This window comes from Azospirillum brasilense (assembly GCF_008365405.1).
Lineage (GTDB): Bacteria > Pseudomonadota > Alphaproteobacteria > Azospirillales > Azospirillaceae > Azospirillum > Azospirillum brasilense_D.
This window is the reverse complement of sequence record NZ_QOKV01000049.1, coordinates 1-12,432: the sequence shown is the minus strand read 5'-3', so window position 1 is coordinate 12,432 and position 12,432 is coordinate 1. Positions and strand designations below refer to the sequence as shown.

Below are 12,432 nucleotides of genomic sequence, written 5' to 3'. Positions count from 1 at the left end.
TGGGTGGCCATGGCTCAGCGCTCCCGTCCGAAGAGGCCCGCGGGCTTGATGAGTAGGACGATCGCCATCACGACGAACACCACGATGTTGGAGGCTTCGGGGTAGAAGACCTTGGTCAGGCCCTCCAGCAGCCCCAGCCCCAGGCCGGTGACGATGGCGCCGAGGATGGAGCCCATGCCGCCGATCACCACCACGGCGAAGACGACGATGATCAGGTTGGAGCCCATCAGCGGCGACACTTGGTAGATCGGCGCCGCCAGCACCCCGGCCAGCCCGGCCAGCGCGACGCCGAAGCCGTAGGTGGCGGTGATCATCACCGGCACGTTGATGCCGAAGGCCTGGACCAGCACCGGGTTTTCTGTGGCGGCGCGCAGGTAGGCGCCGAGCCGCGTCCGCTCGATGGCGAACCACGTCCCGAAGCAGACGATCAGGGAGGCGGCGACGACCCAGCCGCGGTAGTTGGGCAGGAACATGAAGCCCAGGTTCTGGCCGCCCTTGAGCGCGTCCGGGATCGGATAGGGCTGGCCCGACACGCCGTAGAAGTGGCGGAAGGCGCCTTCCATGATCAGGGCGAGGCCGAAGGTCAGCAGCAGGCCGTAGAGATGGTCGAGCTTGTAGAGCCGCGACAGCATGGTCTTTTCCAGCACCACGCCGAGCAGCCCGACGATCAGCGGCGACAGGCCCAGCGCCCACCAGTAGCCGAGGCCGAGCTTCGTCAGCAGCAGCCACGCCACGAAGGCGCCGATCATGTAGAGCGCGCCATGGGCGAAGTTGATGACGTTCAGCATGCCGAAGATGACCGCCAACCCGAGGCTGAGCAGCGCGTAGAACGAGCCGTTGATCAGGCCCAGCAGCAATTGGCCGAACAGCACCTGGGGCGGCACCCCCAGCAGGTCAAACATGACCGTCCCTCCCTATGAATCGAGCGCTTGTTGGGTTTTGATTGTTGGACGGCAGGTGGTTTCTGTGCCGTCAGACGCCCAGATACGTGTGCAGCTTGTCCATGTTCTGGGCGAGCTGGTGATTGGGGATCATGTCCACGACATGACCTTCCTCCATCACGTAGTGGCGGTCGGCAATGGTCGCGGCGAAGCGGAAGTTCTGCTCCACCAGCACGATGGTGAAGCCGCGCTGCTTGAGCTTGCGCACCGCCACCCCGATCTGCTCGATGATCACCGGGGCCAGCCCCTCGGTCGGCTCGTCGAGCAGGATCAGGTCGGCGCCGGTGCGCAGGATGCGGGCGATGGCCAGCATCTGCTGTTCGCCACCCGACAGGCGCGTGCCCTGGGTGGTGCCGCGGCCCTTCAGGTTCGGGAACAGCTCGTAGATCTGCGGCACGGTCATGCCGCCCGACTTCACTACCGGCGGCAGCATCAGGTTCTCGTCCACGCTGAGCGAGGCGAAGATGCCGCGTTCCTCCGGCACATAGCCGATGCCGAGGCGCGGGATCCTGTGCTGCGCCATGCCGATCAGCTCCCGTCCCTGGAAGCGGATCGAGCCGTTGCGTTTGCCGACGATGCCCATGATCGAGCGCATGGTGGTCGTCTTGCCGGCGCCGTTGCGGCCCAGCAGGGTCACCACCTCGCCCTGGCGCACGTCGATGTTGACGCCGTGCAGCACGTGGCTCTCGCCGTAGAAGGCCTGGAGGTCTCGGATCTCCAGCATGGTGGTCTTCACGGTCGCGCCGTCAGGCATGGCCCACCTCACCCGTGCCAGCCCCCGTACCCATGTAGGCTTCCATGACCTGCGGGTTGTGCGATACGACGTCGTAGGAGCCCTCCGCCAGGATCTCGCCGCGGCGGAGCACGGTGATGGTGTCCGACAGGTGAGCGACGACCGACAGGTTGTGCTCCACCATCAGGATGGTGCGGTCGGCCGAGACGCGCTTGATGAGGGCGGCGGTGCCTTCGATGTCCTCGTGGCCCATGCCGGCCAGCGGCTCGTCGAGCAGCATCACCTCCGGGTCGAGCGCCAGCGTGGTGGCGATCTCCAGGGCGCGCTTGCGGCCGTAGGGCAGCTCGGCGGCGGTGTGCCCGGCCCAGGGGGTCAGGTTCACCGCCTCGATCAGCTCCTCGGCGCGGTCGTGCAGGTCGTGCAGGCTGGCCTCCGGCTTCCAGAAATGGAAGCTGGTGCCGCGCGGCCGCTGCAGCGCGACGCGGACGTTCTCCAGCACGCTGAGGTGCGGGAAGACGGCGGAGATCTGGAAGGAGCGCACCATGCCGAGCAGCGCCACGTCGGCGGGCTTCATGGCGGTGATGTCGCGCCCCTTGTAGAGGATCTGGCCGCGCGTCGGCGTCAGGAACTTGGTCAGCAGGTTGAAGACCGTGCTCTTGCCGGCGCCGTTCGGGCCGATCAGCGCGTGGATGGTGCCGCGGCGAACCTGGAGGTTCACCCCCTTCACCGCGATGAAGCCTCCGAACTCCTTCGAGAGTCCGCGCGCTTCGAGGATGATGTCATTGGTTCCGGTGATCATGCCTGCGATCCCAAGTGCTGTCTCGTTCGGCCGTGGAGTCCATCCTTTCAGTGTCCGGTGAAGCTTGGCGGCCTCTTGCCCAGCAAGGCGGCCACCGCTTCCTTGTGGTCGGCCGTCGCGTGGGCAAGCGCCTGCATCGCCGCCGACAGCTCGAGCAAATGGTCGAGCGTGGCGCTGCGTCCTTCTCTCAGCAGCCGTTTGGTCATGCGGACCGCGTGAGGTGGGTTGGCGGCGATGCGCATCGCCAGCTTGCGGGCTTCGGCGAGCAATTCGTCGTTCGGCACCACCTTCGATACGAGGCCGCAGGCCAACGCTTCGGCCGCGTTGATCGGATCGCCGGTCAAAGCCATCTCGCAGGCTTTGGAGAAGCCGACGACGCGCGGCAGCAACCACGCTCCGCCATCGCCCGGCACGATGCCGACTTTGACGAAGCTCTCCGCGAACACGGCGCGTTCCGCGGCGATCCGGAGATCACACATGCAGGCGAGATCGCAACCGGCACCGATGGCCGGGCCGTTCACCGCCGCAATGATCGGGACCTCCAGCGCCTCAAAGGCCAGGGGAAGCCGCTGGATCCCAAACTTGTAGTTCCGCCGGGTTTGGGCCGGCAGAGGATCGTTGATTCCGCCCTGCTCACCCATCGTTTTCAAGTTGCCGCCGGACGAGAAGCTCGTCCCGGTGCCGGTCAGGATCGCCGTACGGATTGACAGATCGCGGTCGATCCGGTCGAGCGCCTCCAGCATCGCCTCGATCATGTCGGGGTCAGAGATGGGATTGCGGGTTTCCGGCCGGTTGATCGTCAGCGTGACGATCCCGTCGTCGTTCTCGAAGATGATTGGATCGGACAAGATTGGATCGGACATGGGGGAATTCCTGAAAAGCCGGTGTGGGGCGCCGACGGACGGCTGAAGGGGGGCGTGTCAGCGCAGCCCCAGGCCCCGCGCGATGATTCCGCGCAGAATTTCCCGCGTGCCGCCACGCAGGGAGAAGGCCGGCGCGTTGAGGATGGAGTAGCCCAGCACAGCCGACAGGGCGTCGTGCGACCGCAGGTCGGGCTCCATCGCCATAAGCTGTCGGGCGATCTCCGGAATCTCCTGCTCGACCAGGGCGCCCAGATCCTTGACGACCGACGCCTGCAAAGCGGGGTTGCGGCCATCCTGCAGCATGCCGGCCACCGACCGCGACAGGCGGCGAAGAACAACCAGATGGGCGCCCAGCCGACCGAGTGCCCCCGCCGCATCCGGCGTCAATTGGCCGCCAAGCGCCCGCACCAGTTCGACAAACAGCACGAAGGTCGACAGGAAGCGTTCAGGGCCGCTGCGCTCATAGGCCAGTTCGCTCATCACCTGGTTCCAGCCGTCCCCCTCCTGTCCGATCAGGGCGGAGTGCGGCAGAATCACGTCCTCAAACACGACCTCGTTGAAGTGCCGCGCCCCCGACAGGTCGGCGATGGGCCGGATGGTGATGCCGGGAAGCGTCAGGTCAACCAGGAACTGGCTGGTTCCACCGTGCCGGTCGTCCGCAGCGCCGGTCCGGCAGTAGAGGATCATGGCGTGGGCGTGGTGGGCATAGGTCGTCCACAGCTTGGTTCCGTTGACTCGCCAGCCACCCTCCACCGGAACGGCGCGCGTGCGCACCGCCGCGAGATCGGATCCGGAATCAGGCTCGCTCATGCCGATGCAGAAGAAGAACTCGCCGGCGGCGATGCGCGGCAGAATGCTGCGCTTCTGTTCCTCGGTCCCGACCTTCAGCAGCAAAGGGCCGCTTTGCCGGTCGGCGATCCAGTGGGCGGCAACCGGAGCGCCGGCCGCCAGCAGTTCCTCCAGAACGACGTAGCGTTCCAGCGCGCTTCGTTCGTGGCCGCCATACTGTTTGGGCCACGTCATACCGATCCAGCCGCGCTGCCCCAGCTTGCGGCTGAAGTCGGCATCGAACCCACTCCAGGAGCGGATGCGTTTGGCGGCGGGATAGCTGGCCAGTTCCGCCGCCAGAAAGGCGCGCACCTCGGCACGCAGTTCGGCCGTGTCCGGCGCCGTCGGCGGCGCCGGGAATGAAAAATCTTGCATCGAGGGATGTCTCCGGAAAGGGCGGCGCTGATCAGAGAGCGGCGATCAGCGGCCAAACTCCATCGGCGCCGGCCTCGGCCATGCGCTGTCCGAACAGGCGATTCCAGTGCGCCTCGTTTCCAAACTCGTCGCGCCAGGACCACAGGCGCTTGGTCAGGAAATGCAGGCTGTGTTCATGGGTGAAGCCGATGGCGCCATGCACCTGATGGGCAATGGTCGCGACGACACCCGCCGCCTCGCCGGCCCGCGCCTTGCCGGCGGCGACGGTCAATGACCGGGGCCCCTGAGACAGCCCCTCGGCGGCGAGATCGGCGGCCCCGGACGCGGCGGCCGCGTGGCCCGCCATGACGGCCAGGGACTGCTGGATCGCCTGGAACTTGCCGATGGGGCGGCCAAACTGAGCGCGCTCGTTGGCGTAGCCGACGGTCATTTCCAGCACGCGCCCGATGGCGCCGGCCATCGCGGCGGTGCGCAGGGCCGCCCCCATCGCCATAAGGTCGCCGATCCCCATCCCGTCGGGCAGAGGGGCAACCGCCGTGTCCGGAACCGGGCCGTCCACGAACAGGCTGTCGCGTGGCTCAACGGCCAGATTATGAGCCGATTCCGTCCGGACCTGCCCATCGCCGAGCCGGACGGCAAAGGTCTGTCCACCCACCTCGGCCAGGACGAGAACGGTCTGTGCCGAGCGCGCCCAGGGAATGCGGTGGGCGGTCCCGGACAGGCGCCAGCCGCCGCCAACCCGTTCCAAATGGAACCGATCGGTGGGGCGGACCGGCGCCACGGTCGCCGGTCCGGAGGACAGAGGCAATCCCGCGGCGGCCAGGAAGCGGTTCGCCAGCATGGTTTCGGCCAGCGGCAGCGGCACAGCGTTGGCTCCGGCGACGCGGATCACCATCGCAGCGTCCACGTCGTCGAGTCCGACTCCGCCATCCTCCTCGCCAACCATGGCGAGGGGCAAGCCCATCTCCTCGATCAGGGTCCACTCCTCGCCCAGCCAAGCGCCGGTTTCGGCACCGAGCAGAAGTTGCGGGGAGATGCGTTCCGTGAACAGCCGGTTGGCCGTGTCGCGTACGATCTGACTTGTCTCGCTCACGTTTGGATCTCTTGGCATGAAGGGGAGAGTGCGATGGCGGCGACCGTGCGCCGGGAGCGAAGAGTGCCGCCCCCTTCCTACTTCTTGAGCAGCGGGCACTGGCTTTCGGCGACGGGACGGAAGGCCTGCTCGCCGGGCACCGTTCCAACCACCTTGAACAGGTCCCAGGGGTCGCGCGATTCCTCAGGCTTTTTCACCTGGACCAGATACATCTCGTGCAGCATGCGACCGTCCGCGCGCACGGTGCCGCCGTCGGCAAACATGTCCTTGACCGGCGTGGCCCGCATGGCCTCCATCACCTTGTCGGCGTTGTCCGTGCCGGTCGCCTCGACCGCTTTCAGGTAATGCAACACCGCGGAATAGGTGCCGGCCTGCACGCTGGTCGGGCGCTTTCCGGTCTTGGCGTGGAAGCGGTCGGACCAGGCGGTGGTCTCCGGAGTGCGGTTCCAGATGAAACCGCTCGACATCAGGATGCCGGCCGCGTCGGACAGGCCGATGGCGCGGATGTCCGGCTCGAAGGCGAGCAGAGCCACCACCTTGACCTTGCTGTCGTCGAGAATGCCGAATTCCTTGGCCTGCTTGATCGCGGTGATGGTGTCCTGGCCGGCGTTGGCCAGAGCGATGACCTTGGCACCCGAGGCTTGGGCCTGCAGCAGGTAGGAGCTCATGTCCTGCGTGGGGAAGGGATGGCGGACGCTGCCGACGACCTTGCCGCCATTGGCCTCCAGCACCTTGCGCACATCGTTTTCCAGGTCATGTCCGAAGGCGTAGTCGGCGGTGATGAAGAACCAGGTGTCGCCACCGCTCTGCAAGGTTGCCTTGGCGTTCACGGTGGCCAGCGAATAGGTGTCGTAGACCCAGGACACGCCGTAAGGCGAGCAGGACGCGTTGGTCATGCCGGACGTGCCGGCGCCGGTGTTCAGCGCCATCTTCTTCGAGCGCACCGCCACCTGTTGGAGGGCAAGGCCGACCGACGATGTCACCATGTCCGCGATGGCGTCGACCTGCTCGGTATCGAACCATTTTTGAACAACGGAGCTGGCGATGTCCGCCTTGTTCTGGTGATCGGCCTTGATGATCTCAATGGGAACGCCCTTGACCTTCCCACCGAAATCCTCAGCCGCCAATTCGGCCGCGACCACAGAACCGTTGCCGGCGATGTCGGTGTAGACGCCCGACAGGTCGGTGATGACGCCGATCTTGACCTTGTTGTCGGAAATTCCTTGAGCGAAGGCCACCTGTGTCAACGCGACGAGCGAAGTGGCCAGAGCCGCCAAAGTCTTCATGATTCTTTTCCTCCCGAACCTGGTTTTGCTTTTCGCGGTGGTCGTGCCGTGTCCGGTCAGTCCGGCAGGCGCGGCGGGGTGACGCCGGCAATGTCGCAGGCGTAGTCGAGCAGTGCGGAGAAGTCGCGCTGGGCATAGGCGCCGCCGCGGGCGGCGCCGAGCGCACCGGCCGCCGCCAAACCGACCGGCAGGCCGAGACGCTGCTGCGCCGCCGCCGTCAGCGCCAGCATCAGATCCTTGTGGGCAAGGTCGATGGTGAAGCCGGGCGCCGTGTCCCCCTTCAGCACCTTGGTCGCGAAGTTGATCTGGAACTGGCCGTTGGTCGCCGTGGTCCCACCCGACACCGCCTTCATCACGTCCACTGGCAGGCCAAGCTTGGTGCCCAGCAAAATGGCCTCTGCCGTCAACTGCGCGCCGATCACCGCCAGATAGTTGTTGACGATCTTCATGCGGGTGCCGGCGCCCTCCGGGCCGCAGCGGTGGACGGTCGTCCCCATGGCGTTGAGCATCGGTTCGGCACGGGCGAAGCCCTCATCGCTGGCCCCGACCATGAACAGGGACTCGCCGCGTTCCGCATGGCTGACCAGGCGGCCGACCGGAGCGTCCACGAAGGCGATCCCTTTCTCCAGACACGCCGCGGCGACCGTGTCCGTGGTCTGTGGGTCGACGGTGCTCATGTCGATCACCAGCGCGCCCGGCCGGAGGCCGGCGAGAACGCCGTCACCACCCAGGATGACCTCGCGCACCTGCGGTGGCGCCGGCAGCATGGTTATGACGACGGTCGCGTCCCGCACGGCGGCGGTGACGTCGCCGGCCGGTCGTGCGCCCAGCGCAACCAGCTTGTCGAGCTTGCCCTGATCGAGGTCGAAGCCGATGACCGAAAAGTTCTTGCGGACCAGGTTGGAGGCCATTGGCAACCCCATGGCGCCAAGCCCGATGAACGCGATCGTCTCCGACATTTTCTCACTCCCCTTCGAATGCCGCCGGCGCTGTGCAGCCGACTGGCTTGCTGGCCGACTTGTTGGTTGGCTGTTCCGTCCGGCGTCAGCCGGCGATGCCGTGGTTGATGTACGCGGTCTTGCCTTCCGTGAAGAACTCGATGGCCGCGCTGCCCTGTTCGCGTCCGCCATAGCCCGAGGGACCGCGGCCACCGAACGGGACGTGGTAGTCGATGCCGGCTGTGGGGGCGTTGACCATGACGAGGCCGGCCCGCGAACGGCGGCGGAAGGTTTCGGCCGATGCCAGCCCACGCGTGACGATGCCGCTCGACAGGGCGTGTTCGCTGTCATTGGCGATGGCGATGGCGTGATCGAGCCCATCAGCCGGTATGACGCAGGCAACCGGGCCAAACACCTCGTCACGGTTGATCCGCATGGCATTGTCGGTGCCGATGAACAAGGTCGGTTCCAGAAAATAGCCGTGCCCATCCATGCGTCCGCCACCGAAGGCCAGTTCCGCGCCTTCGTTGCGCGCATCCGCGATGCAGTGCAGGTCCTTGGCGAGCTGGGCTTCGCTGACGACCGGCCCCATGTCCGTCGCCGCGTCCATGGGGTCGCCGACGCGCAGGGCGGCGATCCTCGTCACCAGTCGTTCGACGAAAGCGTCGTGCACCCGGCGATCGACGATGATGCGGCTGGTCGCCGTGCAACGCTGTCCGGTGGAGTGAAAAGCCCCCTGCAACGCGATGTCCGCCGCCAGATCCAGATCGGCGTCGTCATGAACCACCAGAGGGTTCTTGCCGCCAAGCTCGAGCTGGACGCGGGTCATGCGGGCGACCGAGCGCTCCAGGATCGCCCGGCCAACACCCGGCGAACCGGTGAAGCTGACCGCGTCGGCTCCGTCGACCAACGCCGGCCCCAGCGTCCGGCCGTCCCCCACCACCAGATTGAAGGCACCGGCGGGCAGCCCGGCGCGGTGCAGGATGTCCGCCAGCTCCCAGGCGCAGGCCGGCGTGACTTCCGAGGGCTTCAAGACCACCGTGTTGCCGAAAGCGAGCGCGTAAGCGGTCTTCCAGGCGGGAACCGCCATCGGGAAATTCCACGGCGTGATCAGGACGACAACGCCGACAGGCTCACGGCTGACCATGGCGGTGGTGCCGTCGCGCAGACCGGGAAGGGCTTCGCCACCCTGGCGCAGCGGCTCCCCGGCGGCATAGTGGAAGATCTGTGCGCTGCGCCGGACTTCGCCGATGCCTTCACGCAGCGTTTTCCCTTCCTCCCGCGTCAGCAGAGCGCCCAGTTCTTCGGCGCGGGCGTTCAACTCGTCGCCGACCCGCCGCAACACGTCGGAGCGGGTCTGCGGATTGCTCGCCGCCCAACCCGGCAAGGCCGCGCGTGCGGCGCCGAGTGCTTCTTCCGCCTGCGCGACCGAGGCCCAGGCATAATGGCCGATCACCTCGCTTGGCCGCGCCGGGTTGCGGTTCGCTTCCAGTCGGACACCGTCGACCAGACGTCCGGCAATCCAATTCTTTCGTTCCATCATCTTCTTGGTCTCACGTCTTCGATGCGGCGGGCCGGGGGCGCCGGAAAGGTCGGAGGAAGGCCGTCACGAGCGGCCCGCGGTGCCGATCACGCCACCGGCACGCAGCTCCTCAAGCTCGTTTTCGGTGAGGTTCAGCAGGTCGGACAGCACCTCGTCCGTCTGCTCCCCCAGACGGGGCGGCACACGCCGGTAGCGGGCCGGAGTCCGGGACAGGCGCGCCGGAAAGCCGACGATCGGGACCGGCGTGCCGCCGGGCGTTTCCAACCGATGGACAAGACCACGGGCCACCACTTGCGGGTCGTCGAACACTTGATCGATGCGATTGATCGGGCCGGCCGGGACCCCGCCGCCGGACAGCGCTTCGATCAGGTCCGCGGACGTCCACCGTGCCATGCTTTCCGCCAACGTGGCCTCCAGCTCCGCGCGGTGGGCCTGCCGGCCGGGGTTGCTGGCGAACCGCTCGTCCGCCAGCAAATCCTCGCGGTTCAGCAAACGACACAGGGCACGGAATTGCCCGTCGTTGCCGACGGCGACGATGATGTGGCCATCGGCCGTCGCAAAGCAGCGATAGGGAACGACATTGGGATGTCCGTTGCCGAGCCGTTTCGGCACCTGACCACCGACCAGCCAGTTCATGCCCTGGTTGGCGAGCACGGCGATCTGGGTATCCAGCAGAGCGCAATCGATGTGCTGGCCCTCGCCAGTGCAATCGCGGTGGCGCAACGCTGCCAACACAGCAATGGTGGCATAAAGCCCGGTGAACAGGTCCGACACCGGCACTCCAACTTTGAGCGGCTCGCTGCCGGGTGTCCCTTCCGGCTGGCCCGTAACGCTCATCAGCCCGCTCATGCCCTGGATCAGGAAATCATAGCCGCCGCGGGGGGCGTAGGGGCCGGTCTGGCCAAAGCCGGTGATGGAACAGTAAACCAGGGCGGGGTTCTCCCGCTTCAGGCTCTCGTAATCCAAACCGTAGCGAGACAGGCCGCCGACCTTGAAATTCTCCAGGACAACATCGCAGCTTCGTGCCAGCCGATGGACGAGAGCCGCCCCTTCCGGTTTGGCGATGTCGATGGCCAGCGACCGCTTGTTTCGGTTGCAGCTCAAGTAGTAGGCGCTGGGCGGATCATCGGTTCGGTCCCCCGGCGCGGGCCGCAGGTTGGGCGGCCCCCAGGAACGGGTGTCATCGCCCTTTTCCGGATGCTCGATCTTGATGATGTCGGCGCCGAGGTCGCCCAGAATTTGGGATGCCCAAGGACCGGCCAGCACACGGCTGAGGTCGAGCACCCGCAGCCCAGCCAGGGACATCGGGCCGGCGGCACGGTTGCCGGCTTCGTCGTGGGGTGATTCGGGCAAGGTCACAATGAGTGGTCTCCGGCTGCAAGCGTCACCGTTCCGGACCTGGAACGGGAGCCTCCCTTTTCACTTCCGACGCCTGGAACTTGCATTTCCCGGCGTCGCGACCATTTCACTCTGTGAAACGATCATTTCATTATGGATAGGCTAACGGGCCCTCTGATAAAAGGCAACCGTCTTTTCAGCTTGGCCAAAAAACAGCGGGACGGACGGATGGCCCCTCCAACAATCCGTTGGCGATGGCGACATCGCTGGTGGATCCAAGTCCAGACGCCAAACAAGGGAACGTGACCTCGATGCCTTCCTTCAAACCCGTTGCGGCCCTGACCCGAGGCCTTGACGTCCTGCGCATCGTCAACGAACTGCGCGATGCGTCCGTTGCCGCTCTGCACAGGGAAACGGGGCTCGACAAGGCCACGATCGTGCGAATGCTGGAGACGCTGGAGCATGAAGGTTACGTGACCCGCAACCCATCCAACTCGGGATACGTCGCGACCGGGCGCACGCTGCAGCTTAGCCGCGGTTACGACCTGCACCACCGGATTGGGCTGCTGTGCGAACCGATCCTGACGGAGTTCCGGCAGGCGATCGGTTGGCCATCCGACGTGGCACTGTTCGATCACGACGCCATGATCGTCGTCCAGACGAGCCGCGAAACGGGACCGCTGTTCTTCAACCGCCGCCCTGGCTTCCGTGCGCCGATCTTGGAAACCTCCATTGGTCGGGCTTATCTCGCATTCTGCGCCGACAGCGAACGGGAACGCATTCTTGCGCGCCTGAGGCCCCGCACCGATCCCGCCAATGCCCTGGCCAGCGATCCGCAACGCCTTGAGGCTCTGCTCAGCGACGTGCGGGTCCGAGGTTTCGCGTGCATGGACGATTCTTACAGCGACCGCGAATATTCCGGCCAGCTTTGGGCCATGGCGGTGCCTGTGCGTGACGAGCAGGGTATTCTCGCAACGCTCAACATCATGATGCTGCGCAGCGCTGTTTCCCCAGAAGCCGCCCAAGAACGGTTCCTTGATATGCTCATGACGAACGCCAACCGACTTGCCCATGTCCTCCGTCATGCATCTTGGGGGTAACGAGATGGCTGTGAGTGACCTTGTCGGGTGCTGTTGACGTCGCGACTGATTGAGCTGAGAGCCTGAACAGCCTGCTTGTTGGATGGTTCAGGTGGTCAGGGTGTAGAACGGCGTGAGGCAGGATTCATCCGCGTATTCAGTGCTGAGGTGTCGAGGGCCACAGCGTTGGTGAACGCTTCACTCGTCGGGCGGTGCATAAGGCGCACTGACGGAGCAGATCTAACGTGGCGCGGCCGAACATCTGCCGCTTGATGAACTTCAGGCGGTTGATCGGCCCCTGGACAGGGCCATTGCTCAAGGGCTTGCGATTGAGCGCTTTCTCAAGCGGTATCATATTGATGCTCAATGACTTTGTGAGGCATGGCTGGGGCCTGGGACAGACATCTCACGCCTGTTTGCCTTTCAAAGTAAGCGGTGTTCTGGTGCCACCTTCCGGCGGGATCAAGGCGGAGCGAGTCTCCCGGATCGCATGATCGGGAGAACGGTTTGTGTCTACGCTCGACCTTACGCTTGACCCGGAGCCCGTGCAGGTGCGCCGCATGGAAGTGATCACGGGCGATGTAGGCCGCCGGACCTGGTCGCCGGAGGAGAAGGC

Annotated in this window: 11 protein-coding genes; 1 reads left to right on the top strand and 10 read right to left on the bottom strand. The window is 65.8% G+C overall.

Annotated elements, in window-relative coordinates; genetic code table 11:
- Positions 1-14 precede the first annotated feature (14 nt).
- The 10 genes from DS837_RS31355 to DS837_RS31310 all read right to left on the bottom strand — a co-directional run bounded on the left by DS837_RS31355 (position 15) and on the right by DS837_RS31310 (position 10,758).
- Complete coding sequence (locus DS837_RS31355) at positions 15-902, bottom strand: branched-chain amino acid ABC transporter permease (protein ID WP_149168330.1); 888 nt, start codon at positions 900-902, stop codon at positions 15-17.
- A 70-nt stretch (positions 903-972) separates the two neighbouring features.
- Positions 973-1,695: an ABC transporter ATP-binding protein gene (locus DS837_RS31350; RefSeq protein WP_149168329.1), complete on the bottom strand. Its 723-nt coding sequence runs from the start codon at positions 1,693-1,695 to the stop codon at positions 973-975.
- The gene (locus tag DS837_RS31345) at positions 1,688-2,473 is read right to left on the bottom strand and encodes an ABC transporter ATP-binding protein (RefSeq protein WP_149168328.1); all 786 of its coding nucleotides are present in this window, start codon (positions 2,471-2,473) and stop codon (positions 1,688-1,690) included. The genes DS837_RS31350 and DS837_RS31345 overlap by 8 nt, the downstream gene beginning before the upstream one ends.
- Positions 2,474-2,520: 47 nt before the next feature.
- On the bottom strand, positions 2,521-3,336 hold the full coding sequence (locus tag DS837_RS31340; protein ID WP_149168327.1) for a crotonase/enoyl-CoA hydratase family protein: 816 nt from the start codon (positions 3,334-3,336) through the stop codon (positions 2,521-2,523).
- A 57-nt stretch (positions 3,337-3,393) separates the two neighbouring features.
- Positions 3,394-4,539 (bottom strand): acyl-CoA dehydrogenase family protein, encoded by a 1,146-nt coding sequence (locus DS837_RS31335; RefSeq protein ID WP_149168326.1) that lies wholly within the window; start codon positions 4,537-4,539, stop codon positions 3,394-3,396.
- A 31-nt stretch (positions 4,540-4,570) separates the two neighbouring features.
- Complete coding sequence (locus DS837_RS31330; RefSeq protein ID WP_149168325.1) at positions 4,571-5,632, bottom strand: acyl-CoA dehydrogenase family protein; 1,062 nt, start codon at positions 5,630-5,632, stop codon at positions 4,571-4,573.
- Between the two features lie 77 nt (positions 5,633-5,709).
- The gene (locus DS837_RS31325; protein ID WP_149168324.1) at positions 5,710-6,918 is read right to left on the bottom strand and encodes an ABC transporter substrate-binding protein; all 1,209 of its coding nucleotides are present in this window, start codon (positions 6,916-6,918) and stop codon (positions 5,710-5,712) included.
- A 56-nt stretch (positions 6,919-6,974) separates the two neighbouring features.
- Entirely contained in the window at positions 6,975-8,048 is a 1,074-nt protein-coding gene (locus DS837_RS31320) for an NAD(P)-dependent oxidoreductase (protein ID WP_282187608.1), read from the bottom strand.
- Positions 7,963-9,399, bottom strand: a complete 1,437-nt coding sequence (locus DS837_RS31315) for an aldehyde dehydrogenase family protein (protein WP_170296059.1) — start codon at positions 9,397-9,399, stop codon at positions 7,963-7,965. The genes DS837_RS31320 and DS837_RS31315 overlap by 86 nt, the downstream gene beginning before the upstream one ends.
- A 63-nt stretch (positions 9,400-9,462) precedes the next feature.
- Complete coding sequence (locus tag DS837_RS31310) at positions 9,463-10,758, bottom strand: CaiB/BaiF CoA transferase family protein (protein ID WP_149168322.1); 1,296 nt, start codon at positions 10,756-10,758, stop codon at positions 9,463-9,465.
- 233 nt (positions 10,759-10,991) lie between these two features.
- Between DS837_RS31310 and DS837_RS31305 the strand changes: the two genes are divergently transcribed.
- Positions 10,992-11,837, top strand: coding sequence for a helix-turn-helix domain-containing protein (locus DS837_RS31305; RefSeq protein ID WP_247890233.1), 846 nt, complete (start codon positions 10,992-10,994; stop codon positions 11,835-11,837).
- Positions 11,838-12,432: the final 595 nt, after the last annotated feature.

What these genes read in the sequence shown, in the direction of transcription:
- DS837_RS31355 (WP_149168330.1), bottom strand. Translation starts at nt 902, where the DNA reads ATGTTTGACCTGCTGGGGGTGCCGCCCCAGGTGCTGTTCGGCCAATTG.
- DS837_RS31350 (WP_149168329.1), bottom strand. Translation starts at nt 1,695, where the DNA reads ATGCCTGACGGCGCGACCGTGAAGACCACCATGCTGGAGATCCGAGAC.
- DS837_RS31345 (WP_149168328.1), bottom strand. Translation starts at nt 2,473, where the DNA reads ATGATCACCGGAACCAATGACATCATCCTCGAAGCGCGCGGACTCTCG.
- DS837_RS31340 (WP_149168327.1), bottom strand. Translation starts at nt 3,336, where the DNA reads ATGTCCGATCCAATCTTGTCCGATCCAATCATCTTCGAGAACGACGAC.
- DS837_RS31335 (WP_149168326.1), bottom strand. Translation starts at nt 4,539, where the DNA reads ATGCAAGATTTTTCATTCCCGGCGCCGCCGACGGCGCCGGACACGGCC.
- DS837_RS31325 (WP_149168324.1), bottom strand. Translation starts at nt 6,918, where the DNA reads ATGAAGACTTTGGCGGCTCTGGCCACTTCGCTCGTCGCGTTGACACAG.
- DS837_RS31320 (WP_282187608.1), bottom strand. Translation starts at nt 8,048, where the DNA reads ATGGCGGACGCGAACAGGGCAGCGCGGCCATCGAGTTCTTCACGGAAG.
- DS837_RS31315 (WP_170296059.1), bottom strand. Translation starts at nt 9,399, where the DNA reads ATGATGGAACGAAAGAATTGGATTGCCGGACGTCTGGTCGACGGTGTC.
- DS837_RS31305 (WP_247890233.1), top strand. Translation starts at nt 10,992, where the DNA reads ATGGCGACATCGCTGGTGGATCCAAGTCCAGACGCCAAACAAGGGAAC.